This window comes from Streptomyces sp. NPDC020780, from assembly GCF_044334475.1.
Classification (GTDB): Bacteria; Actinomycetota; Actinomycetes; order Streptomycetales; family Streptomycetaceae; genus Streptomyces.
This window is the reverse complement of the sequence record NZ_JBIRTB010000002.1, coordinates 463,856-485,853: the sequence shown is the minus strand read 5'-3', so window position 1 is coordinate 485,853 and position 21,998 is coordinate 463,856. Positions and strand designations below refer to the sequence as shown.

Genomic DNA, 21,998 nt, shown 5'->3' with positions numbered 1-21,998 from the left:
TTGCTGCAACCAGGCTGCTGATCAAGCAGACTTGGGCATCCGCGATCACAGAAGAACGGAGCAGAGGTGACCCTCCCCGCTTGGAACGACCCGGAGCTTAAGGGCGGAACCATGATCAGGGGCGCGCTGTGGCTCGTCCAAGAGGTCGGCGAAGGCAACACCTTCACCAAGGAGCAGCTCCGCAACGCGTTCCCTGGTGTCGCCCAGGCCGACCGACGGTTCCGCGATCTTCGGGCCTACAACTGGGTTATCCACACGAACGCCGAAGACGCGACACTCATGGCTGAGGACCAGCGTTTCGTACGGGCGGGGGTCTCGGTGTGGGACCCGGCCGCCCGCAGGGCGGCCGCACCACAGAAAGCAGTCACCGCCAAGCAGGCACAGGCCGTGCTCGCTCGTGATGACTACATGTGCACGGTCTGCGGCATCGGCGGCGCGGAGCCGTACGTCGATGACTCGAACCAAACCGCAGTGCTGTCGGTCACCCGGCGTCTCACCGTCCTGCCGGATGGGAGGGAGGAAACACTCCTCGTAACTGAGTGTAAGCGGTGCCGTGCGGGTTACGACGGGCAGGCGGCGCGTGCCGACGAGGTCATCACCGATATCAAGAACCTTGACCCGGCGGACCGGCGTCGGCTGGCGCGGTGGGTGGACCGTGGGCGTAGGGGTTCGACACCGCTTGAGCGGGCTTGGAATGCTTATCGGCGCCTCCCCGGAAGTGCTCAGGAGGAAGTCTTGGCGGCGCTGGGTGACTGAGCACGCCGGGGTGCTTCCGGGGAGGCTCCGGGTGCCGACACGGACGCTGCCAGCCGCGCCGCGTAAACTGCCACCCCTGCCGGCTAGTAGTAGCGAAAGGTCATCGCTTCGGCGTTGCCTGTAGCTGTGGTGCTGCCGCGGTGTTTGAGCTGCTGGATGTTTGTCTGTTCACTACGGCGGATGCAGTGGCATCGTCGGTTCACGCTGGAATGTCCGGCGTGCCTGGAAGGAGACCGCTATGTCGGCCATCGAGCCTGCAAAATTGCTTGAGGTCGTCGAGATCTGCGCGGGAGCGGGAGGCCAGACCCTCGGGCTGGAGCGGGCAGGTTTCCGTCACCGTCTTGCCATCGAACTCGACCACCAGGCCGCCGAGACCCTGCGCCGCAACCTTGTGGAGTTCCTCGGATACAGCAGCGACGAGGCGGAGGAATCGGTAAAGGTTGGCGATGTTGCTGACCCGAATCTCTGGAACCCGGGTATCGATGCGGCGAACCTTGATCTCCTCGCTGGCGGAGTTCCCTGTCCCCCTTTCAGTATCGCGGGGAAGCAGCTTGGTACAAGTGATGAGCGGGACCTGTTCGCTTGGGCTATCGAGTTGTGCGGCAAGGTGCAGCCGAAGGCGCTGCTTCTGGAGAACGTGCGCGGGCTGAGTGCCAACCGCTTCGCAGGGTACCGACAGCACGTGCTCGACCGGCTCAAAGAGCACGGGTACATCGCGGAGTGGCAACTCCTCCAGGCAGATGACTTTGGTGTGTCCCAATTGCGCCCGCGCTTCGTACTGGTTGCTCTCCAGAGGGAGTTCGCCCCCTACTTCGAGTGGCCCGAGCGCCGGCCGGGAACTGCAAAGTCGGTAGGTGAACTCCTGGTTGATCTCATGGGGGCGAACGGCTGGCAGGGCGCCCAGGAATGGGCTGATGCTGCCAACGGCATCGCGCCCACCATCGTCGGCGGGTCGAAGAAGCACGGCGGTGCTGACCTGGGCCCCACACGCGCCAAGCGGGCTTGGGCGGAAAAGGGCGTAGACGCGATGGGCGTGGCCAACGATGCGCCTCCTCCTTCCGGGCCACCTGTCATCGAAGGTAAGCCGCGTCCGAAACTGACGACGGCTATGGTCGCCCGCGTTCAGGGGTGGCAGGACCCGGACGGTGTAAATGATAGTGGCGAGAACGACTTCCGCTGGAGGTTCCACGGTCGGAAAACGAGCGTGTACCGCCAGATCGGGAACGCATTCCCACCTCCTGTCGCCAAGGCCCTCGGCGTATCGATCAGAAACGCGCTGAACAAGGTTGGTGAGCCCCGGGAGCTTATCGAGGCTGCTGACGTCGTCACTGACCCGGTGTACAAGCTGCTGCGCAGCAGTACACGGGCGCTTTCGGTCGAGCAGATCATTGCCAAGCTTGAAGCACGCGGGACTTTCATGGACCAACCCGGGGTGGAACGGCACCTCAATCATCTAAAGCACGATTTTGAGATGACTACAGTGACGCGTTCTAGCGGGGTCGTTGCCTACAGCATCGGCGAGTTCAAGGCGTTCGTCGGCCAAGACGACCACCAGCGCCATGACCTTTTCAGCCAGCACCGCTCCAAGATCAGCTGAGCATAGTCGCAGCGCTTGCGCGGGCTTTGTCAGGCAGTGGCAACCAGTAACGGACAGATCACTTTTGGGTCAGTCGGCTTGGGGGGGATCACCGCCAGGCAGGGTTTCCATCCATCTCGGCGTAAAGCGTCGGCCAGTGCCTGGATGCGCAGTGACAGTTCGTCCGGCGTCTCGACTCTGTGGGGGGTGAAGGTCCGGGCGGATTACTCTCTGCGCCCCAGCGGATTCCTTCAGGTGCCACTGTCTTCGCCCATTATGAGCTCGGCGAGGTTCCCCTACGAGGGGAAGCGGATCGCTGCTTCGCGCTAGCGGTAGCAGCATCGAGAGCAGTGGTGATCCGCTCCGCAGCGGTCTCTGGGGCTTCGTGTTCCCATACCCGAACGACCGTCCAGCCGGCGACTCTGAGGGCCTTGTCGGCAGCTCGATCTCGGGACACGTTGCCTTCCAGCTTTGGCCCCCAGTAGCCACCGTTGACACCGGGCTGCCGTCCATGCTCTGGGCAGCAATGCCAGAAACATCCGTCCACGAAAACGGCGACTCGTGCTCGTGTGAAAACGATGTCTGGCCTCGGGCATGCGTTCTCTAGTTGCAGGCGTACATCAACGCGATATCGCTTCCCCGCAGCATGCAGCAAGGACCGGATGGCGCGCTCAGGCTTGGTGTCCCGACGTTTGATTGCAGCCATGTTGCGCGAGCGGCCGGGACTCGTCGGCGTTATCGGTGCGGAGTCACTGGAGGGCTTCATCACTTACACCGTAGCGGCAGCGCGCTCATTCGTCGGCACGGTTCTCACGAGTGCTGGCGAGGGCTGCTGCTTCGGAGCCATAGCTCTACGACGGGCGCAGTCACTCAGTGGGACGAATTGAGAGGGGAACGAGCTGCCCAGTTGGTCGCAATCTGACTCCATCGCTTCCTGATGCAGAGAGTTGAGGGAGGCCGGCATTCTGCAACCTGAGCGGTGAAGATCTGGCACCCCGGTCTGAATGGAGGCCGGTCGTGGAGTCCCGCGCCCCCGCTGGCATAGTGCCCGCATGTTCCGACGCATACGGGCCGCCGGACGTGCGGTCGCTCTGGCGGCCGGTGTCGCCGCCGTTCTTGCCGCGCCATCGGTACCCGCGGTCGCCGATGGCTCCCGCGAGGTTGTCCTGCGGCTCGGAGGCCCGGCGGTCTTCTCGATGTACCACGCCGACGAGGGCGCCGGGGCCGTGAACAGCGACTTCGCCCTGCCCGTCTCCGTGCGGCCCGGTGGCGGAGGCGCACCGGCCCGCAACGTGAAGGTCGTCGTGGATGCGTCCGGGCTGGCCGGGGTCGCCCGGGCGGACAAGGGTGGCTACGGGAACTGCACCGGCCGGGGTCCGGTCTTCACCTGTGACTACGGCGACGTGCAGAACGGCGACGGGGAGGCCGACGCGCCGTTCACCCTCCGCGGTGTGGACGGCGTCGAACCCGGGGACAGCGGGACGGTGACGTACACCGCCACCGCCGACAACGCGGCCCCGGTCACCGGCACCACCCGCATGACCGTGGGCGGTCCCACGCTCCACTCGCCCCGGAAAGAGGAGACCGTGAAAGGCGTGGAACCGGGCCGGACTGCGTCGCTGACCCCCAGGTTCGCCAACCACACCCGCTTCACCGCGGACCGGGGCGTGGCCCTGCACCTCACCGCGCAGGACGGTCTCGTACTGACGTCCCGCCCCGGCAACTGCTCCTTCGACACCACATACACCTCGGCATGGTGCGTGTTCTCCACGAAGGCCGCGCCGGGCACCGCGTACCGCACCGGTTCCCCGTTCGGCTTCACGGCCGGCCTGCCCGAGCAGCTGGCCGGCGGGCTCTTCTACAGCTGGTCCTCCGACCGCCGCAGGCCCGACGGACTCACCGTGCGCGGTACGGGAGTCCCGCTGACTCTGACCAGGACCGCCGACCGGGGGCTCGTCGGTGACAGCACCGACGTCGGCGTCGAGACCACCGTGCAGGCCGACTACGAGCCGGTGACCGCGACCGTCCGGGGCCGGGTCGGCGACACGGTGAAGGTGCGGCTCGGGGTGCGCGACCACGGGCCAGGCCGGCCGGCCTCCGAGTCGCTGGGCGGCTTCGAGGTGGTCCCGCCCGAGGGCACCACCGTCACCTCCGTCCCGTACGCCTTCGAGGAGTCGGGCGGCACCTGGGCGTGCGAGCGGCCGGAGCAGCCCGGCGGGGCGTTCGTCTGCCGCATCGGGCGCGACGGCTTCCTCGAGGTGCTGCACCAAGGGGGCACGACCGTCATCGACTTCCACGTCCGCATCGACCGGCAGGCCCCCGGTGCGCGCGGCACCATCCGCACCTTCAACGCGTACGACCGCACACCCGGCAACGACTCCGCCGTCATCCCACTCGATGCGTCACCGGCCCCGCCCTACCGAAGCCCCGCCCTGTGGGCGGTCGTTGCCGCGGGAGCCGTCTGCGCTGTCGGGGTCGCAGCCGTTCTGCTCCGACGACGGCGGAGGCGCCCGGCCCTGGTGTAGCGCGCCAGCCCGGGGTGTGCCCATACCCGCTCAGGGCGCCCAGCGCTCTCTCCGCGTACCGCATCGGAGGCATTGCTGCCGCCGCCGTCGTCGTGGCCGGTGCCGTCGCCTTGAGGGGTCGCCATGTGGACCTGCACCCGGCCTGCGGCGAGGGCCCCTTCCGGAGCCGGGAAAAGGCCCTGTCGCATGTCCGGGCCGATCGGTCGGCCCCGTCAGTAGGGACGCGGAAGCTGGAAGGCCTGGATGTCCCGGGCGAGTGTCAGGCAGGCCATCACGAAGTCCTGGGCGGCACCGGCCGATACGGATTCCGGATGGTGGACCGCCGTGTCGCGCAACCGGCGAAGGCGGTCGACCACCACTTCGGCATCGTCGGACAGGCCCAGTGCCCTGAGGCCCGTCACCAGCTGCCGGATGTCGTACGGGCCGGCGGCCCTGCGCTGGGCCGGGAGGGAGTGCTGCAGCAGGACATCCGCAGCGATCCGTTCGAGTGCGGACCACGCCGTGATCACGGCTTCGGCGGGGGATTCCCCGGTCATACCCAGAGGTCCCGTGAACAGGTCGTCCGTGAAGTGGCTGCCGATCGGCCGGTGACGCTGTCGTGTCACCTCGTCACCGGGTCTCGGCGTCGTGCTGGCCGCCCCTGGCGGCGGGGGTGGCGGGGCGGCTCGCCACCGCGGTGCCTGCGGCTCCTCTGCCGGGTCGTGGCTCGGGGGCCCGGCCGGGACCCCCTCCCATTCGAGGTCCGCCAGGGGCCACGGCGGGGGTGGCGGGGGGACACCCCTGTCCAGTGCGGTATCCGGCTCGGCATCCGCCACAGGTACCGGCTCGGGTACCGGGTACCCCGACGGGTGGGTCGGAGGTCGATGCCGATCGGTCACCACGCCGGGCGTGAGGGTCACCGACAACTCGGCCGCCTCGTCGCGGAGTTCACGGGCCTCCACCGCGAACTCCAGACTCCCGGCGGGCGTCTCCAGCCGTGTCAGCCGTCCGAACGCGTCCTTGATATGGGCCCGGAGTCCGTAGACCAACGCCACCGTGACCAGCGGCCACACCAGGGCTTCCACGTACTTGAGTACCAGTTCCGCGATTTCCACGGAGCAATCCTGACCTGTGCCGCACGGATATGGTGCCGGGTGGCGGCATTGTGACGTGCGTGGAACACATGGCACGGCCACCGGAGGGGGCGAGACTACCTGCCGCTGTCCTCGGCGAGGGTGTGGGCGACCAGGGCGTTGGCGTGGCCGTGGCCCATGGCGTAGTCCGTCTTCAGCCAGGAGACGAGCTCCATGTGCTTGGTCAGGGGCGAGGTGCGGATGAGCTCCTTCCACTCCGGGACCGGGCGGCCGTACCTCTTCTCGATCGAGGGGAAGTAGCTCGCGGGGCCCTTCACTGCATCGGTCATGTCGTCGTGTCCCATCCGTCGTCGTCTGCTGTGGTCTGTTGTCGTTCGGGGTCGCCGCGTTCGCTCCTGCGGCAGCGTGCGGTGGCCGCCAGGCTCTCCTGGCGTCCTGCCGATGTCCTACCTGCGTCCTCCGCCAAGGAAGACTGCGGGCCGGGCGAAAACCAATCGTTGCCGGGGTGGTGCGTGACAAAGGGGTGACCTGGTGTCAACGCCCGTGAAATACTTGTGCGTTCAGTGAGTCGCTCGCCGGATCGCACCGAGGTCGGGTGGAGGTCACCCAGTGGATCATCCGGCTGGAAGGCCCGGCACCCGCCGGGACCGACCGGTCGTCACAGGGCGGATCACGCGGTCGATCACGCGGCGACGTAGCCGATGGGGGCAAGGCACATGACGCACGGGGCAGTACCTGATGGGGCAGGGGCAGGGGCGGCCGGGTCGGAGCCGGGGGAAGGGACGGTCGAGTTCCGGATCAGCGTGAGCGGTACGCACACCCGCCGCGACGATCTCGAAGCACTCCACGCCTGGCTTCGGACCACGCCCGCGCTCGACGAGGCGCGGAAGCGGCGGGAGCTCACGGTCGGGCGCGGGAACTCGCTCAAGCAGACCGAGGCGATGAGCGGGGAGCTGATCCAGGACATCATCCTGGTCGTCTCCGTCGAGGTAGCCCGGTCCGTCGCCGAGAACGCGTGGCGGTCGGTGGAGACCTGGCTGCGCAACCGGAGCCGGTTCGCCGACCCCGAGGAGGCGCCCCGCGCCACTCTCGACGGGCCGCCCGAGGGGCCGGGTTCCGACCTGAGCCGTGACTCCGGATCCGGCGGGGGCCCGGACGCGGGCCCCGTGGCCGGCGGACGGAACCCGGCGCACGGTGGCGACGAGGCCGGGGAGGTCTAGCCGCCGTGCCGCCGTACAACGCGCGCGGCGAGGAGAACAGGGCGAAGCGGCACCGCGCCGTGCTCATCGGCGTCGAGCATTACACGGGCAGCCGGAACGACCTCCCGGCCGTTGCCGCGAACCTGCGCCTCATGCGGGACGCCCTCACCGCCGAAGGCACGGGGGTGCTCGCCCCCGATGATCTCGTGGTCGTCGCGGGGGACAGGAGCCCGGCGGGGGACGGCACAGGGACGGGGAGCGCCCCGGCCGGAGTGGACCCGCTCCAGGTCCGGGCGGCGTTGAGCGCTGCCCGGGACGAGGTGAACGGGCTTCTGATCGTCTACTTCGCCGGGCACGGCATCGTGCGCCCGGACGGCAGCGACCTCCACCTCATGTTCACCGGCTCCCGTATCTCCGGGGATCGGCACCACCCCTTCGTGGACATGCTGTCCTGGCGCGACGACATCATGCCCGGACTGCGCAACGCCCGCGCGGACTGGGTGGTCGTCATCCTCGACTGCTGCTTCGCGGGCAACGCGCTCCAGGCCTTCGCCCCCGCGGCCGGGCAGAACTTCGCGCTGCTGACGGCCGCGGAGCCGGGTGTGGAGATCCCGCCCGGCCATCCGAAGACCGGTACGGAGTTCACGACGGCCCTGCACCGGATACTGACCGGCGACACGGACGGGCCGACCACCTTCACCGGTCTCGTCACCGGGGTACGGGAGGAGATGGTGCTCCTCAAGGCGGTCGACGGACATCCATGGATACCCGACGAACGCCGGCACGGCGACGACGTGGTGCTCGCCCTCGCGCGGACCAAGGTCACGGGCACAGAATCCGGCACGGGCACAGGGTCCGTCACGGGGTCGGGATCAGGTACGGGCACGGGGTCGGGATCAGGTACGGGCACGGGCACGGGCACAGGTACGGGCACGGGCACAGGGTCCGGCACGGGCACGGGGTCGCCCCCGCCGCGCAGGCGGTGGCCTGCCGTCCCTGAGGCCTTACGCCGTCTACTCTCCCCAGCGCGCCGCCGTCTCACCCGTACGACCGCCCTCGCTCTCGTGGGTTCCGTCGCCCTCGCCGGGGCCGGTGCCTGGTTCCTGCTGGCGCCCGAGCCCGGCAGCACGTGCGCGCCGCCCCTGGAACTGCGCGTGCTGACCGACCCCGACATCCGGGCCACCGTGCAGAAGGCCGCCGACGCCTACCCGAAACAGGGCCTGAAGGGCCGGAGCGACTGCCGGGCGGTCAACCTCACCGTGTACGACGCCAAAGCCACCGACGCCGTCGCGGCCTTCCGCTCCTCCTCGCTCTGGCAGGAACCGCCTGCCGCCTGCCCCGCCTCGGGTGACTGCCCGCAGCCGCAGCGCGACGTCGGCGCCCAACCGGACATCTGGATCCCCGCAGCCAAAAGCACGTGGCGGCGGGCGACGGACACGACGCAGGACGGTGGTGTCCCGCCGTCGGCCGCGGCCGACGGCACCGGCGGGCCGGGCACGGCGGACGCGGGGAGAAGCGCCGTGACGCTCGAGCCGCTGGGCTCCGTCGCCTTCACCCCCATGGTCCTCGCCGTGCCGTACACCATGCCCCTCACGGCGTCCCTGCAGACGGGCGCTCCCCTCGGCACGATCATCGGCGCGCTGAGGGCCGCGCAGAAGGACCCGGTCGGGATCCTGCGGCCCGACCCGGAGGGCACGGACGGCGCCCTCCTCTCCACGACGGCGCTCTACGCGGCCCCGGAGACCGGAGGCCCCTCCTCCCTCGAACAGACCATGGCCCAGGAACTACGGCCCATGCCCCCCACCGCGCGGGACCTGATGTGCGCACTGGCCGACGGCTCGCGCAACCGCCTGGAGAGCAGGTCCGCAGTGCTGGTCCCGGAGCAGACGCTGGCACTGTTCAACCTGCCCCCGGCCCACCCCGCCCGCCCCGACTGCGCGACGGACGTCCTGCACCTGCGCACCGCGCAGTACCCCTCCGACATACCCATGCTCGACCTGCCGTTCCTCCGCGTCACCTGGCTCGGCGCCGACCGGGACGCGGAGGCGCGCGAGGCCGCCGTGACCGACTTCCACGACTGGCTGGTCAAAGACCGGGGCGCGCAGGCGTACTTCACCGAGGACGGCTTCCGCGGGGTCGACGCGCACGGCCGCCCCGCCCCGCCGGCCGACGACTCCCTGCTGCGGACCGGCGTCAACGAGTCGGCGGTACAGGCGGAGATCCCCGCGACCGAGGGCGGCGGCACCGGCACGGTCACCTCCGCGTCGCTGAACACCACCCTGCACCGCTACCGCTCCGCGCTCGGGCCCGGGAAGGTGCTGTACCTGTTGGACAACTCGCCCTCGATGGCCGACAAACGGGTCTGGGACGGTCCCGGGCGCGCCAAGGAACTGGTGACCCGTTCGATGAACTCGCTCAGCATCCTGGACGAGTACGGCGTGTGGTCGATGGCCGTCGCGGAGGGGAAGAAGGCGACGGACACCGTGCCGTTGCACTCCCACGGCCGAGCCGACGCGTCCAAGGCCACCGCCGCCGTGACCATCGCCGACCACCACGCCCGTGTCGCGGAGAGTCTGCACGACGCGTTCGCCGCGCTCCGGGGCGGTGCCACCGACGCCGATCAGCCGCGGCTCCTGGTCCTGGTCTCCGACGGGGAGGACTCCGGGGAGATCGGGAAGAAGGAGCGGGACGCGCTGCTGGCCGAGGCCCGGGACACACCCCTGGTCCGGGTCGTGGCGGTCTCCCTGCGCAACGGCGGCTGTGCACCGGGCCGGTTCGACGAACAACTGGCCGCGGCGGGCGGGGGCCGGTGCCTGGACCCGGCCGACGACATCGCCGGAGCACTGACCGCCGAAGTCGCCAAGGCCGGTACGGGGGACGCGGAATGAGGAACACCGACCGCCCTGCAAGACGCGGAACGAGGCACACCGGCGCCCGCCGCGGGGGCAGGGCCGCCGTGGCCCTCGGCTGCCTGCTGGCGCTCGTCTCGGCCGGCTGTACGGACGGGCCCGACGCGCCCCCGGGAGCCGGCCCGGAGGGAAGGGCCCCCGAAGGGCCCATCGTCGTCGCCAGTGGACTGGACGTCACCGGCTCCGGCGGTGTCCGCCAGCAGCTCATAGAGGAGTGGAACCGGCAGCACGCCGGGAAACCGGCCCAGCAGGCCACCCTCGTCGAACTGCCCGGCGGCGCGGACCAGCAGCGCAGCCAGCTCCTCGGCGCCCTCCAGTCAGGCAGCGCACGCTACGACGTGGTGAACCTCGACATCACCTGGATCCCCGAGTTCGCCGAGGCCGGGCTCGTCAGCCCCGTGCCCGAGCCGGAGACCGGGAGCGAGGCCGACGACGACCTCGACTTCCTGAAGCGCGTCCACGCGACCACGTTGTGGAAAGGCCACTCCTACGCGCGGCCCTTCAACACCGACGTCGGCCTCCTCTACCACCGCCCCGACCTCCTGGCGAACGCCGGAATCCCGTCGAACCGCCGGCCCACCCCGCTCTGGACGTGGAGCGACCTCTACGCCTCCGCCAAGACCCTCGAACAGATCCCCGGCCGCCCGGCCGATCAGTCGGGCTGGTCCACCCAGCTGCAGCGGTACGAAGGGCTGACGGCCAACACCATCGAGGCGTTCGAGACCGTGGGCGTCCAGCTCACCGACGGCCAAGGGCGCTACAAGGGCAGTGCGGCGCAGATCGAGAAAGGGCTCGGTGAACTCCTCGACCGCATCGACCGCGGCCACCTCCGCCCCGCCGCGCTCACCTCGGACGAGACGGCGTCGCTCACCGACTTCGCCGAGGGGCGCGCCGTGTTCCTGCGGCACTGGCCCTACGTGTACGGGGCGCTGCGGAACCTGCTGGAACCGGAGCAGTACGCGGTGAGCCGGCTGCCGGGCAAGGCCGTGCTCGGCGGGCAGAACCTCGCCGTCACCGCGGACTCCCCACGCGCCGACGACGCCCGCGCGCTCATCACGTTCCTGACCTCGCAGGAGAGCGAGAGCTGCCTCTTCGACGCGGGCTTCGCCGCCACCCGGGCCTCCGTGTACGACCACACGGCGAAGCCCTGCTGGCCCCGGGTCGCCGCCGCGCTCCGGCCGGCCGGCGGCGCCCCGAAGGCGGCGCCGACCGCGGGCGAGGACGTCCCGGAGGAACAGGACGCGTCGAAGCGCGAGGAGTACGCGCAGACCTTGAAGAGGGCTCTGGACGAGGCGGTCCAGCGCCCGCGCACCCCCTACTACGGTGCCTTCACCCACGTACTGCAGTCCCGTGTGCACGCCCTGCTCGTCACCGACCCGCCGGACGGCGCCAAGGCCACCGCCGCCGCTCTGGACCGGGACCTGCGGGACGTGTTCGCGGGCAGGTGAACCGGCCGCGCCACGGCCGGCGGCCGTGGCGCCCGCCGGTCGTCAGGCCGCCCCGTGGCACTCCCGGTAGGTGCGGCCCGAGCCGCACCAGCACTCCGCGCTGCGCGCCGGAGGCCACGGGACGGCACGGCCGCGGGCCGCGAGCACGGTGGCGTACTGGGGGAGCAGGTCCGGGTCGGACGGCGAGGCGGCCTCCGACGCGGCGAACGCCTCGTACGAGGGGACCGTGCCCGTGACGATGCCGAGATTCGGGGTGCCCGCGGCATGCAGGTCCCGCAGCGCCGCCTCCAGCCGCGCGAGATGGTCCGCGTGGGAGTGGTACTCCTGGGCCAGTTCCGGGTAGCCGGCGAGGAGTTCGCGTAGCTCGTCCTCGGGCCAGTGCAGCACCGCCACGGGGAAGGGGCGGGACAACGCCGTTCGGTAGGTGCCCAGTTCGGCGCGCAGACGGGTGATCTCGGCCCGCAGCTCGCCCGGGTCGGAGGAGCCCAGGGACCACAGCCGCTTCGGGTCGTGCAGCTCGTCCAGGGGGACGGCGGCCGTGTGCAGGGTGTCGGCGAGCTCGTCCCACGCGTCGTGGGGGACGCCCATCAGCCTGCGCACCCGGTGCCGGCCGGTCAGCAACGACTGGGTGGCGAAGGGGACTTCCTCGCTGGGTGTGATCAGGAGCGCCAGCGCGGTCGAGAAGAGTTCGTGGGCCGGCTCCAGCTCGTCATGGGCCTCGAGGGTCTCCGCGGCGATCTCCCACGGGGTGGCCTCGGCCGGGCGCGCGGTGCGGATGCCGTCGATGATCGCGCGGGCCTCCGCCTCATGGCCGTACTCCCAGAGGTTGGCGGCTTTGAGCGCTTTGACCAGATGCGGGTTCTCGACCCCTGTCCCGGATGATCCGAGCAGTTCGTCGTAGAGGGTGGCGGCGCGGGCGCGGTCGCCCGCGAGCTCCAGATGGGCCGCGGCCTGGAGGAACAGCGGTTCGTGGTCCTCGGGGTACTGCGCCGCGGTGCGCAGCAGGCGCTCGGCTTCGGTGATGTGGTCGGCAGGCGTGTCGGGGCGCATGGACCACACGGTACTGCGACCCGGGGGAGAGGTGAGAGGGTGCGGGCCGCAGTGCCGGAGGAGCCGAGGGCGACGGTCAGCGCTCGCGCAGCAGGAGGACGCCCACCGCCGCCGCGAGGGCCGCGCCGGCCGAGACGAGCACCGCCGCGTCCGCGCCCGACGGGGTGGCCGCCACCGCGATCGTCACGGCGACCCCGGCCGAGGAACCCAGGTAGCGGGCCGTGTTGTTGGCACCGGACCCCATCGCCGCCCGCTCCGGGGGTACGGACTCGACGGCGAGGCGGGGCAGCGCCGCGTTGAGGAGGCCGCTCCCGGCGCCCGCCACGACCAGCGCCGGGATCAGGCGCGCCCACACCGCGGTGCCCGTGCCGCCGCCGGTCAGGATTCCGAGCATCGGCAGGACCGCCACCGCGTGCAGCAGGAAGCCGGCCGCCAGCTGGTGGCGGGCCGCCACCCGGCCCGTCAGCCGACGGGCCTGCAGGGCCACGGTGAACGAGGTCCCGGACCACAGCAGGAACAGCCACGCCGAATCGAGCGCCGAGAGGGACAGCGTGTGCTGGAGCAGGGTCGGCAGGTAGCTGAACAAGCCGATCACCGCGAGCCCCGTGAACAGCCCGCCGGTCAGGGAGGCGAGGAAGGGACGGCTGCGGAACAGGGCCAGGTCGATCAGGGGCGCCGCAGCCCGGCGCTCCACGGCGGCGAACACGGCGGTCAGCGCGAGGGCCGCCAGCAGCAGGAGGCCGACGGGCGCCCGCAGCCAGCCGTCCCGGCCCAGGGTCAGCGCGGTCAGCAGGGCGGTCATCGCCAGGCCCAGTGCGGCGGCCCCCGCCAGATCGGGGCGCCCGGCCCGGGGCGCACGGGACTCCGTGAGCGTACGCAGGGCGAATCCGGCCGTCACGAGGGCGCCGGCCCCCAGGGCGAGGTACGTCAGACGCCAGTCCAGGGAGCCGAGGGAACCGGCGAGCAGCGGGCCGAGCGCGATGCCGGCGCTCACGGACGCGCCCCACACGCCCATCGCCCTGATCCGGGTGTGGCCGACCGGATAGGCGCCCACGAGCAGGCCGAGGCTGGTCGCCAGGACCGCGGCGCTCGCCGCGCCCTGCCCGGCCCGGGCGAGGGTGAAGGCGAAGGTGGAGGTCGCGAGGGTGCCGAGGGCGGTGGTGGCCGCGAGGCCGAAGGTGCCGATGAGGAAGAGCCTGCGCCGGCCGAAGTCGTCGGCGAGGCTGCCCGCGACGAGCAGCAGGACGGCGAGGCCGAGCGGGGCGCCGTTGAGCAGCCACGCCTGCGCGGCGGGCGGGGTGCCGAGGGAGGCGGCGATGCCGGACAGCGTCGACATGGGGGCGGTGTAGTTCATCAGCGCGACGGCGGTGGCGGCGCTGGTGACGGCGAGGGTCGCGCCGGGGCGGTGCGGGCGGCGGACGGCGGGGCCGGCCCCTCCTTCCGGCGCGGGCCGGGTCCGTACGGGCTGCTGGGTCATGACGTCCCTCCGGGGCGCTCGGCCCGGCGGACCCGGGCTCGGTTCGGTGAATGAACCTGGCGAGGGCGGTCACGTTAGCACGAGTGGGTTCGGTCAACGAACCCACTGGGGTAAACTGGTGCCATGGCTCTGGGCAAGGACTACGCGACACAGCAGTGCTCGATCGCCCGCGCACTGGAGGTGATCGGCGAACGCTGGACCCTCCTGGTCGTGCGCGACGCCTTCTACGGGGTGCGCCGCTACAACGACTTCCTCGGCCACCTCGGCATCCCGCGCGCCGTCCTGGCCGCCCGGCTCCAGTCCCTCACCGACGCCGGGGTCCTCGCCCGCCGCCGCTACCAGGAATCGCCTCCGCGCGACGAGTACGTCCTCACCGACAGCGGCAGAGCCCTCTGGCCCACCCTGCGCTCGCTCGGCCTCTGGGGCCGCGAGCACGTCGAGGGCACCGTCCCCATGCGGATCTTCGTCCACGCGGCGTGCGGCACGGAGCTCGGCGTGTACGGCGAGTGCCCGGCCTGCGGCACCGGCGTACCGCTCGAGGACGTGGAGATGCGGCCCGGCCCCGGACTCGACCCGGATCCCGCGGACCCGGTCAGCCGAAAGCTGCTCGCACCCCGCCGGCTCCTCGAACCGCTGGATCCCGATCGTGTATAACGGCTGAAGGACACAGGACACAGGACACAGGACGTACAGGGGGGAGGGGCCGGTGAACGACGACACGAACCGTGTGCGCCGCGCCTGCGCCCGCCTCGTGCGGCCCGCCGCCTTCCTCGTCCTCTTCCTCACCGAGGTGCTGCTCGCCGAGGGCGGCAGCCTCTCCGCCGCCGTGGCGCTCGCCGCCACCGCGGCCGCCGGCTCCGCGCTCCTCGTCTGCTCCGTCATCAGCGCCCGCTGCGCCGCCCCCGTGCCCCGCACGCGGGTCCGCACCGCCATGCGCGACCGGGAGAAACGCACCGCCTTCCTCCCGCAACGGGATCCCGACGCCAGGGGCCGCACCAGGCCCCGAGCCCCCGGGGCCGCCCTCCCGGCGGCCGCGTAGGGGCATCGCTCCCCCGCGCGGTCCGTCCTGCCGAGTTCACCCACTCCACCGGCACGACGAGACCCCCGGAGGGCTCACCCATGTCCGCGTTCATGTCCGCCTTCGCGAGCCTGGTCGGCTCGCTGGCCGATCTGCTCCAGCCGCTCTTCCAGGGCGCGTCCACCGCTGCGGCGATCGTCCTGTTCACCGCCCTCGTACGGCTCGCCGTCCACCCCCTGTCCCGGGCGGCGGCGCGCGGCCAGAAGGCCCGCACCCGGCTCCAGCCGCAGATCGCCGCACTGCGCAAGAAGCACGCCAAGAACCCCGAGCGGATGCAGAAGGCGCTCATGGAACTGCACGCCGAGGAGAAGGTCTCGCCCCTCTCCGGCTGCCTGCCGAGCCTCCTCCAGATGCCTGCGTTCTTCCTGCTCTACCACCTGTTCTCCAGCCGCCGGATCGGCGGGGAGCCCAACTCGCTGCTCGACCACGTGCTCTTCGGCGCCCCGCTCGGCGAACGCTGGCACCAGGCCCTCGCCGACGGAGGGCCGTTCGGCGGGCAGGGGCTGGTCTACCTCGCGCTCTTCGCGATCGTCGCCGCCGTCGCCACCTTCACCTACGGCCGCACCAAGCGCCAGATGGCGGCGAACCCCGTCATCCCGGCCACCGGACCCGACGGACAGCCGGTACCCGGCATGGGGGCCATGACGAAGGTGATGCCCCTGATGTCCTTCCTGACCCTCTTCTCGGTGGCCTTCGTGCCGCTCGCCGCCGCGCTCTACATCGTCACCAGCACCACCTGGACGGCGATCGAGCGTGCCTGCCTCTACCGGACCACCCCGGCCGCGGACACCGCTCCCGCCCCGGCCGTGCGAGGGGCGCGGGGTCCAGTGCGTGAACAGGGTCTTGCGGAGTGATCCGACGTCTTGGAGGATCGGCCAAGCCTTTCGCTGGCCGCAACCCACCGACGGGCTGGACCTCGACCAAGGGGAGATGGACCGTTGAAGCTGCTTCGAGTCGGTACGGCGGGCGCCGAGCGCCCAGCACTGCTGGACCGGAACGGGATCCTGCGTGACCTTTCGGGCCTTGTCGCCGACATCGACGGTGAACTGCTCGCCGACGCCTCGGCACTGGCCCGCGTACGGGAGGCGGCGCAGACACCCGACGTACTGCCGCCGCTCGACCCGGCCGGGCTGCGCATCGGCCCGCCGGTCGGCCGGATCGGCAAGATCGTGTGCATCGGGCTGAACTACCACGACCACGCGACGGAGACCGGCGCGGCGATCCCGGACGAGCCGATCCTGTTCTTCAAGGCGCCGGACACCGTCGTCGGCCCCGAGGACACCGTGCTCGTGCCGCGCGGCAGCCGCAAGACCGACTGGGAGGTCGAGCTCGCCGTCGTCATCGGCCGCACCGCCCGCTATCTGGACTCCGCCGAGGAGGCGCTCGGGCACGTCGCCGGATACGCGACGGCGCACGACGTCTCGGAGCGGGAGTTCCAGCTCGAGCGCGGCGGCACCTGGGACAAGGGCAAGAACTGCGAGACGTTCAACCCCCTCGGGCCCTGGCTGGTCACCGCGGACGAGGTACCCGACCCGCAGGCGCTGCCGCTCAGGCTGTGGGTCAACGGGGAACTCGAGCAGGACGGCACCACGGCCGACCAGATCTTCCCGGTCGGCGAGGTCGTGCGCTACCTCAGCCACTTCATGACGCTCTACCCGGGCGACGTGATCAACACCGGCACGCCCGCGGGTGTGGCCATGGGCCGCCCCGACCCCAAGCCGTACCTGCGCGCCGGGGACGTGGTGGAACTGGAGGTCGAAGGCCTCGGCCGCCAACGCCAGCACCTCAAGGACGCGTAGCACACCCCGCTTCCGTCGGAGGGAGGCGGAGGACGGACATCCGGGCGGTATGCCCGACTTCCGTGTCCTCCGCCTCCCGTCGACCGTCGGTACCGGCCACCGGCCGGCGTCAGCCGGTGCGGCGGGTGGCGAACTGCTCCAGCGCCTCGACGACCAGGGCGTGGTCCTCGGCCTGCGGGAGGCCGGAGACCGTGACCGAGCCGATCACTCCGGCACCCTCCACCGCGATCGGGAACGAGCCGCCGTGCGCGGCGTACGCGTTCGGGTCCAGCCGGGAGGACTCCTCGAACGTCGTGCCCTTCGCCCGGAACCGCGTGCCCACCAGGTAGGAGCTCTCCCCGTACCGCTCCACCACCCGGCGCTTGCGGTCGATCCAGGCGTCGTTGTCCGCGCTGGAACCCGGCAGCGCGGCATGGAAGAGCTGCTGCGCGCCCCGCCGGATGTCGATCGCGACCGGGGCGTGCCGGTCGCGGGCCAGCGCGACCAGCAGGCCGCCCAGCGCGTACGCGTCGTCGTATCCGAAGTGCGGCAGCGTCAGGCGCCGCTCCTGGGCGATCAGCTCGGAGATGGTCGGAGCGCCGGGATTCATGGGTGCTGCTCCTCGTCGTGGTGCGGAAGAAGGGTCACGGACACGCCCTCGCGGGCCGAGCGGCGCGCGGCCTCCAGGACGTCCAGCGTGGCAGCGGCCTGCAGCGCCGTCACGGGATTCGCGCCGGTACCGCGCAGGGCGGCGGCGACGGCGGCGTAGTACGCGGGATAGTCGCCCGGCACCGTACGGACCGGTTCACCGCCGCCCGTCAGCGGGGACTCGCCGGCACCCAGGCGTCCCCACAGCTCCTCCGGCTCCTCGCCCCACGGCCGGCCGGCCACCGGCCGGGCACCCTCGCGCAGCGCGGCCTCCTGCGGGTCCAGGCCGTACTTCACATAGCCCGCCTTGGAGCCGAGCACCCGGAAGCGCGGGCCGAGCTGGGCCGTGGTGGCGGCGGCGTACAAGTGGGAGCGGACACCGTTGGCGTGCGTGATCGCGAGGAACGTGTCGTCGTCGGCCGCCGCACCCGGACGGCGTACGTCGCACTCCGCGTACACCTGCACCGCGGGACCGAACAGCGTCAGCGCCTGGTCCACGATGTGGCTGCCCAGGTCGTACAGCAGGCCGCCGATCTCCAGCGGGTCGCCCGACTCGCGCCAGCCGCCCTTCAGCTGCGGGCGCCACCGTTCGAACCGGGACTCGAAACGCTGTACGTCACCGAGCTCACCGTCCCCGATCAGGCCGGCCAGGGTCAGGAAGTCGTTGTCCCAGCGGCGGTTCTGGAAGACCGACAGCAGGAGCCCCCGCTCATCGGCCAGCGCGGCCAGCTCCCTGGCCTCGGCGGCCGTCCCCGCGAGCGGCTTGTCCACGACCACCGGCAGCCCCGCCTCCAGGACGGCCCGCGCGATCGGGACGTGCGTCCTGTTCGGGGAGGCCACCACGACCAGATCCAGCTCGCCCGCCCGCGCGAGGAGTTCCTCGGACGAGCCCGCGAGCCGGACGCCGGGGAACTCGGCGCGGGCCTGCGCCTGCCGCTCCTCGTCCGACGTGACGACCGTGTCCAGGACGAGACCCTCGGTGGCCGAGACCAGCGGGGCGTGGAAGACGGACCCCGCCAGGCCGTAGCCCACGAGTCCGACGCGGAGAGGAGCGTTGGCAGTCATGCCGACCACTTAAGCAACGCTGTTGCCAAAGTGCAAGCGAAGGGGACAATGGGGTGGTGAACAGCAGCAGCAGCAGGAGCGGCGGAGCGAACCTCCCGGCTCTGCGCCACCACAACGCCTCGCTCGTGCTCGACCTGCTGCGCGTGGCCGGTGAGCAGGGGATCAGCCGGCTGGAGCTCGCGGAGCGTACCGGCCTCACCCCACAGGCCGTCAGTAAGATCACCGCCAGGCTGCGCGCCGAGGGCCTCGCCGCCGAGGCCGGCCGCCGCGTCTCCACGGGCGGCAAGCCCCGCACGGTGCTGCGGCTGGTCCCGGACGCCGGGTACGCGGTCGGGCTCCACCTGGACCGCGACGAGCTGACCGCCGTCCTGGTGGACCTCGCCGGAACCCCGGTCGCGACCCGCACCGCCCCGCTGGACCTCGGCGCCCCGGCCCCCGAAGTCCTCACGACGGCGGCCCGCGCGGTGCAGACGGTACGGGCAGACGTCCCCAGGACCGCGGACCGCCCGGTCCTCGGCGTGGGAGCCGCCCTCCCCGGGCCCCTGGACCACCGCAGCGGCGTCCTCCACCGGGTCACGGGCTTCCCCGGATGGAACGGCTACCCGCTGCGGGACGCCCTCGCCGAGCGGACCGGGATGCCCGTCGTCGTCGACAAGGACACCAACGCCGCCGCCCTCGGTATCGCCCTGCGGGAACGGACCGGCGCCGACTTCGCCTACCTCCACCTGGGCACCGGGCTCGGCGCCGGACTCGTCCTCGGGGGGTCCCTGCACCGCGGAGCCCGTACCGGCGCCGGGGAGTTCGGCCACCAGACCCTTCAGCTGGACGGCCCCCCGTGCGGCTGCGGCGGACGCGGCTGCGTCGAGGCCCTCTGCCTGGCCGCCGCCGCCCGAGGCGACATCGCGGAGGCCGCCAGGGTGCTGGGGGCGGGCGTCGCCAACCTCGTCGGGCTGCTCGACATCGACCGGGTGGTCCTCGGCGGCCGTACCTTCGCCGCCGACGAGGACGCGTACGTGAGCGGGGTGCGCGCGGTGATCGAGGAGCGCGCCCGGCGGGAGGGCGCCGCCGTGCCCGTACCGGTCACCGTCGCGGGCGGCGGCGACCGCCCGGTCGCCGAGGGCGCCGCCCAGCTGGTCCTGGCCCCGCTCTTCGGCCGCGCCGGTGAAGGCGGCGGCCAGGAGGAGAGGGGACGGGTAGGTCGGGGGAGGGGAGGCGAGGAGTACCCGGGGGGTGAGCGGGACGGAGCGGGGGCCGGCTGAGTGGGACCCGGGCTCCGGGCGGGGCCGATCGAGCGGTTTCCCGCGCCCGAACGGGCGGATTTCCCCGCCGGGCGGTGGCTGCCCCGGCAGCCCCGTGGCAGCGTCGCCGCCACAGCCGGTGGCCCTCCGCCCCGACCGTTCGCGAGCAGCGAAGGGTGTCCCCTATGCCCCCCAAGCCCCCCGCACGACTGCGCGACGGCCGTGCCCTCACCCGTCTCGGACTCGCCGCGGGACTCGCCGTCCCGGCCGGCCTCCTGGGAAGCCCCGACGCCATCGCCATCCCGGTCACGGCGCCGGTCGCCCCCTACGGGGCCGTCGCCGGCCTGGAGCCCGTCTGCGGCGACCCGGACGGCGCGGACTTCCCCATCGACACCCGGATCCACGGCGGCCCCGACACGTACGCGTCCGGCGGTGGTTACGGCACCTGGTACCTCGACCTGATCAACACCACCTCCAAGCCCTGCCACTCGATCCACCCGGTCCTGGTCCTCACCGACGAGGACCGCACGCTCACTCCCGAGCAGATCCAGCTGGAGTTCACCGAGCGGGCGCACCCCGACGAGGAACACCGGGTCACCTGGGAGTCCACCGACCGCGACGAGCAGATCGGTGTCTTCGGCAGCGGCGAACACGGCGACGACTTCCCCGGCTTCACCGTCCCCGCGAAGCGGACCGTCACCGTCGAGATCCGGATGGCGTTCACCTCCGACACCCGGCCCGGCAGGGTCACGGCGAACGCGGCCATCGTCCAGCGGCGCCCCGCGCAGGACGCCGGGAAACAGGACGCCGGAAAACAGGACGGCGGACAGGGCGACGGCGACTGGGTGGGCGAGTCGGCCGGGTACGACTTCGCCATCGTCGAGGGCACAGCCGACGGGGGGGTCGGCACGGACCCGGACGAGGAGGGCGTGGCGCGCGACGCGGCGGGCGACCCCCTGCCGGAGCTCGCCCGTACCGGCCGGTCAGGTGCCGCGTGGGCGGGAGTGACCGCCGGGGCGCTGATCCTCGGCGGAGCGGCCCTCGTCCTCCGGTTCCGCCGGCGTACCTGAGCCCGGCCGGCCCGCCGCACACCGCTGCCGGCCCGTCTCCGCCGCCGTACGGCCCGGCTTTCCGGCCGGATCGTGCCGGGCGGGAGCCTTCCCGGCGCCGCGGCCCCGCCGCGGGCCCCGGCGCGCTCCCGGTCCCGGACCACAGAGACCGGGCCGGGACCGGGAGAAGACCGGTACCACCTGACCGGTACGCCACCTCTTCGGCCTAAAATCGAGGACGTCGGCGCTGCACAACGCGGTGCCGCCGGCGTCCCGGCACATTGCGTGCACAGCGTACGTACGGCAGGAGTCCCGTCACATGGCAGAGCGCAAGCCGATCGAATCCTGGCTGACCGACATGGACGGAGTCCTCATCCACGAGGGCACGCCCATCCCGGGGGCCGACGCCTTCATCAAGCGGCTGCGGGAGTCGGGACTGCCCTTCCTGGTCCTCACGAACAACTCCATCTACACCGCCCGTGACCTGCACGCCCGCCTGAAGCGCATGGGCCTGGACGTGCCCGTGGAGAACATCTGGACCTCCGCCCTGGCCACCGCCCAGTTCCTGGACGACCAGCGCCCGCGCGGCACGGCGTACGTCATCGGGGAGGCGGGCCTCACCACGGCCCTGCACGACATCGGCTACGTCCTGACCGACCACGAGCCCGACTACGTCGTCCTCGGCGAGACGCGCACCTACAGCTTCGAGGCGCTCACCAAGGCGATCCGGCTGATCAACGGGGGAGCGCGGTTCATCTGCACCAACCCGGACGAGACCGGCCCGTCCGCCGACGGACCGCTGCCCGCGACCGGGTCCGTCGCCGCGCTGATCACCAAGGCCACCGGCAAGGCCCCGTACTTCGCCGGCAAGCCCAACCCGCTGATGATGCGGACCGGGCTCAACGCCATCGGCGCCCACTCCGAGACCTCCGCGATGATCGGCGACCGGATGGACACCGACGTGCTGGCCGGGCTGGAGGCCGGTATGCAGACCTTCCTCGTCCTCACCGGCCTCACCACGACGGCCGACATGGACCGCTACCCCTTCAGGCCGTCCACCGTCGTCGACTCGATCGCCGACCTGGTCGACCTCGTCGACCTGCCCCTCCCGTAAACCGTCGCGGGCCGG

20 protein-coding genes are annotated in these 21,998 nt (G+C 71.7%); 13 read left to right on the top strand and 7 right to left on the bottom strand.

The annotated features are described in order from the left end of the window. Positions 1–66: 66 nt before the first annotated feature. A complete protein-coding gene (locus ACH4VO_RS05480) occupies positions 67–756 on the top strand; it encodes a hypothetical protein (protein ID WP_360987560.1) in 690 nt (229 codons plus the stop codon). Between the two features lie 238 nt (positions 757–994). Further along, positions 995–2,353 carry a DNA (cytosine-5-)-methyltransferase gene (locus tag ACH4VO_RS05475; RefSeq protein WP_360987562.1) on the top strand — a complete coding sequence of 453 codons (1,359 nt, stop codon included), beginning with the start codon at positions 995–997 and terminating at the stop codon, positions 2,351–2,353. Between the two features lie 253 nt (positions 2,354–2,606). Here ACH4VO_RS05475 and ACH4VO_RS05470 read toward each other — a convergent pair whose 3' ends face one another. Continuing rightward, positions 2,607–3,098 (bottom strand): very short patch repair endonuclease, encoded by a 492-nt coding sequence (locus tag ACH4VO_RS05470; protein WP_360987564.1) that lies wholly within the window; start codon positions 3,096–3,098, stop codon positions 2,607–2,609. A 286-nt stretch (positions 3,099–3,384) separates the two neighbouring features. Between ACH4VO_RS05470 and ACH4VO_RS05465 the strand changes: the two genes are divergently transcribed. Then, positions 3,385–4,857, top strand: coding sequence for a hypothetical protein (locus ACH4VO_RS05465; protein ID WP_360987566.1), 1,473 nt, complete (start codon positions 3,385–3,387; stop codon positions 4,855–4,857). Positions 4,858–5,069: 212 nt separating this feature from the next. Here the strand turns inward: ACH4VO_RS05465 and ACH4VO_RS05460 are convergent, their stop codons facing one another. Both ACH4VO_RS05460 and ACH4VO_RS05455 read right to left on the bottom strand, forming a co-directional pair. Beyond that, on the bottom strand, positions 5,070–5,951 hold the full coding sequence (locus ACH4VO_RS05460; protein WP_360987568.1) for a hypothetical protein: 882 nt from the start codon (positions 5,949–5,951) through the stop codon (positions 5,070–5,072). Positions 5,952–6,046: 95 nt separating this feature from the next. Continuing rightward, positions 6,047–6,259 carry a DUF4287 domain-containing protein gene (locus tag ACH4VO_RS05455; protein ID WP_360987570.1) on the bottom strand — a complete coding sequence of 71 codons (213 nt, stop codon included), beginning with the start codon at positions 6,257–6,259 and terminating at the stop codon, positions 6,047–6,049. Between the two features lie 474 nt (positions 6,260–6,733). Here ACH4VO_RS05455 and ACH4VO_RS05450 point away from each other — a divergent pair, with 474 nt between their 5' ends. Genes ACH4VO_RS05450 through ACH4VO_RS05440 form a run of 3 tightly spaced genes read left to right on the top strand, consistent with a single transcriptional unit; the run spans position 6,734 to position 11,486 of the window. Then, a complete protein-coding gene (locus ACH4VO_RS05450; protein ID WP_360987572.1) occupies positions 6,734–7,150 on the top strand; it encodes a hypothetical protein in 417 nt (138 codons plus the stop codon). Positions 7,151–7,155: 5 nt separating this feature from the next. After that, entirely contained in the window at positions 7,156–10,017 is a 2,862-nt protein-coding gene (locus ACH4VO_RS05445; protein ID WP_360987574.1) for a caspase family protein, read from the top strand. Further along, positions 10,014–11,486 (top strand): extracellular solute-binding protein, encoded by a 1,473-nt coding sequence (locus ACH4VO_RS05440; RefSeq protein ID WP_360987576.1) that lies wholly within the window; start codon positions 10,014–10,016, stop codon positions 11,484–11,486. Before ACH4VO_RS05445 ends, ACH4VO_RS05440 begins: the two co-directional genes overlap by 4 nt. A 42-nt stretch (positions 11,487–11,528) precedes the next feature. On the opposite strand, the gene ACH4VO_RS05435 is transcribed toward ACH4VO_RS05440, so the two are convergent. Together ACH4VO_RS05435 and ACH4VO_RS05430 are read right to left on the bottom strand one after the other, a co-directional pair. Next, positions 11,529–12,536, bottom strand: coding sequence for an SEC-C domain-containing protein (locus ACH4VO_RS05435; protein WP_360987579.1), 1,008 nt, complete (start codon positions 12,534–12,536; stop codon positions 11,529–11,531). Between the two features lie 76 nt (positions 12,537–12,612). Then, positions 12,613–14,013: an MFS transporter gene (locus tag ACH4VO_RS05430; RefSeq protein ID WP_360987581.1), complete on the bottom strand. Its 1,401-nt coding sequence runs from the start codon at positions 14,011–14,013 to the stop codon at positions 12,613–12,615. Positions 14,014–14,136: 123 nt separating this feature from the next. Between ACH4VO_RS05430 and ACH4VO_RS05425 the strand changes: the two genes are divergently transcribed. The 4 genes from ACH4VO_RS05425 (at position 14,137) to ACH4VO_RS05410 (ending at position 16,890) form a co-directional block, all read left to right on the top strand. Continuing rightward, positions 14,137–14,667 carry a helix-turn-helix domain-containing protein gene (locus ACH4VO_RS05425; protein ID WP_360987583.1) on the top strand — a complete coding sequence of 177 codons (531 nt, stop codon included), beginning with the start codon at positions 14,137–14,139 and terminating at the stop codon, positions 14,665–14,667. Between the two features lie 52 nt (positions 14,668–14,719). Further along, positions 14,720–15,052, top strand: coding sequence for a DUF6412 domain-containing protein (locus ACH4VO_RS05420; RefSeq protein WP_360987585.1), 333 nt, complete (start codon positions 14,720–14,722; stop codon positions 15,050–15,052). An 80-nt stretch (positions 15,053–15,132) separates the two neighbouring features. Then, entirely contained in the window at positions 15,133–15,945 is an 813-nt protein-coding gene (locus ACH4VO_RS05415) for a YidC/Oxa1 family membrane protein insertase (protein ID WP_360987588.1), read from the top strand. Between the two features lie 84 nt (positions 15,946–16,029). Then, complete coding sequence (locus ACH4VO_RS05410; RefSeq protein ID WP_360987590.1) at positions 16,030–16,890, top strand: fumarylacetoacetate hydrolase family protein; 861 nt, start codon at positions 16,030–16,032, stop codon at positions 16,888–16,890. A gap of 109 nt (positions 16,891–16,999) precedes the next feature. Here ACH4VO_RS05410 and ACH4VO_RS05405 read toward each other — a convergent pair whose 3' ends face one another. Together ACH4VO_RS05405 and ACH4VO_RS05400 are read right to left on the bottom strand one after the other, a co-directional pair. After that, positions 17,000–17,479 carry a heme-degrading domain-containing protein gene (locus ACH4VO_RS05405; RefSeq protein ID WP_360987592.1) on the bottom strand — a complete coding sequence of 160 codons (480 nt, stop codon included), beginning with the start codon at positions 17,477–17,479 and terminating at the stop codon, positions 17,000–17,002. Further along, entirely contained in the window at positions 17,476–18,582 is a 1,107-nt protein-coding gene (locus ACH4VO_RS05400) for a Gfo/Idh/MocA family oxidoreductase (RefSeq protein WP_360987594.1), read from the bottom strand. Before ACH4VO_RS05400 ends, ACH4VO_RS05405 begins: the two co-directional genes overlap by 4 nt. 53 nt (positions 18,583–18,635) lie before the next feature. Here ACH4VO_RS05400 and ACH4VO_RS05395 point away from each other — a divergent pair, with 53 nt between their 5' ends. The 3 genes from ACH4VO_RS05395 (at position 18,636) to ACH4VO_RS05385 (ending at position 21,983) form a co-directional block, all read left to right on the top strand. Next, on the top strand, positions 18,636–19,841 hold the full coding sequence (locus ACH4VO_RS05395) for an ROK family protein (RefSeq protein ID WP_398440868.1): 1,206 nt from the start codon (positions 18,636–18,638) through the stop codon (positions 19,839–19,841). Between the two features lie 164 nt (positions 19,842–20,005). Continuing rightward, a complete protein-coding gene (locus ACH4VO_RS05390) occupies positions 20,006–20,890 on the top strand; it encodes an LPXTG cell wall anchor domain-containing protein (protein ID WP_360987598.1) in 885 nt (294 codons plus the stop codon). Between the two features lie 298 nt (positions 20,891–21,188). Next, positions 21,189–21,983, top strand: coding sequence for an HAD-IIA family hydrolase (locus ACH4VO_RS05385; protein ID WP_069172928.1), 795 nt, complete (start codon positions 21,189–21,191; stop codon positions 21,981–21,983). Positions 21,984–21,998 lie beyond the last annotated feature (15 nt).

Excerpts from the sequence above, each read along its gene's own strand:
- ACH4VO_RS05465 (WP_360987566.1), top strand. The coding sequence starts at position 3,385 with ATGTTCCGACGCATACGGGCCGCCGGACGTGCGGTCGCTCTGGCGGCC.
- ACH4VO_RS05470 (WP_360987564.1), bottom strand. The coding sequence starts at position 3,098 with ATGAAGCCCTCCAGTGACTCCGCACCGATAACGCCGACGAGTCCCGGC.
- ACH4VO_RS05435 (WP_360987579.1), bottom strand. The coding sequence starts at position 12,536 with ATGCGCCCCGACACGCCTGCCGACCACATCACCGAAGCCGAGCGCCTG.
- ACH4VO_RS05430 (WP_360987581.1), bottom strand. The coding sequence starts at position 14,013 with ATGACCCAGCAGCCCGTACGGACCCGGCCCGCGCCGGAAGGAGGGGCC.
- ACH4VO_RS05415 (WP_360987588.1), top strand. The coding sequence starts at position 15,133 with ATGTCCGCGTTCATGTCCGCCTTCGCGAGCCTGGTCGGCTCGCTGGCC.
- ACH4VO_RS05475 (WP_360987562.1), top strand. The coding sequence starts at position 995 with ATGTCGGCCATCGAGCCTGCAAAATTGCTTGAGGTCGTCGAGATCTGC.
- ACH4VO_RS05385 (WP_069172928.1), top strand. The coding sequence starts at position 21,189 with ATGGCAGAGCGCAAGCCGATCGAATCCTGGCTGACCGACATGGACGGA.
- ACH4VO_RS05400 (WP_360987594.1), bottom strand. The coding sequence starts at position 18,582 with ATGACTGCCAACGCTCCTCTCCGCGTCGGACTCGTGGGCTACGGCCTG.
- ACH4VO_RS05455 (WP_360987570.1), bottom strand. The coding sequence starts at position 6,259 with ATGACCGATGCAGTGAAGGGCCCCGCGAGCTACTTCCCCTCGATCGAG.
- ACH4VO_RS05440 (WP_360987576.1), top strand. The coding sequence starts at position 10,014 with ATGAGGAACACCGACCGCCCTGCAAGACGCGGAACGAGGCACACCGGC.
- ACH4VO_RS05405 (WP_360987592.1), bottom strand. The coding sequence starts at position 17,479 with ATGAATCCCGGCGCTCCGACCATCTCCGAGCTGATCGCCCAGGAGCGG.
- ACH4VO_RS05425 (WP_360987583.1), top strand. The coding sequence starts at position 14,137 with ATGGCTCTGGGCAAGGACTACGCGACACAGCAGTGCTCGATCGCCCGC.
- ACH4VO_RS05390 (WP_360987598.1), top strand. The coding sequence starts at position 20,006 with ATGCCCCCCAAGCCCCCCGCACGACTGCGCGACGGCCGTGCCCTCACC.